Origin of the sequence: Methylobacterium sp. J-077 (genome assembly GCF_022829365.1) — a bacterium.
Taxonomy (GTDB): domain Bacteria; phylum Pseudomonadota; class Alphaproteobacteria; order Rhizobiales; family Beijerinckiaceae; genus Methylobacterium.
This window is the reverse complement of the sequence record NZ_JAKSYJ010000202.1, coordinates 1-254: the sequence shown is the minus strand read 5'-3', so window position 1 is coordinate 254 and position 254 is coordinate 1. Positions and strand designations below refer to the sequence as shown.

Below are 254 nucleotides of genomic sequence, written 5' to 3'. Positions count from 1 at the left end.
GGTGGCGAGCCAGCCAGGCGATGACCTTGGGGTGCTTGTGGGCCGCGTAGTTATCGAGGATCACGTGCATGGCCTTGCTGGCCGGGACGGTTTTCTCGACGGCGTTGAGGAAGCGGATGAACTCCTGATGGCGATGGCGTTGCATGCAACGGCCGACGACCTTGCCATCCAGCACGTCGAGGGCGGCGAACAGGGTCGTCGTGCCGTGGCGCTTGTAGTCGTGCGTCATGGTCCCGACCCGGCCTTTTTTCAGC

General features: G+C 63.8%; 1 protein-coding gene. It reads right to left on the bottom strand.

The window, feature by feature from the left end:
* Window positions 1–254, bottom strand: a 254-nt coding sequence (locus tag MKL11_RS24185) for a transposase (RefSeq protein WP_243947966.1), incomplete at both ends; no start/stop codon positions are given.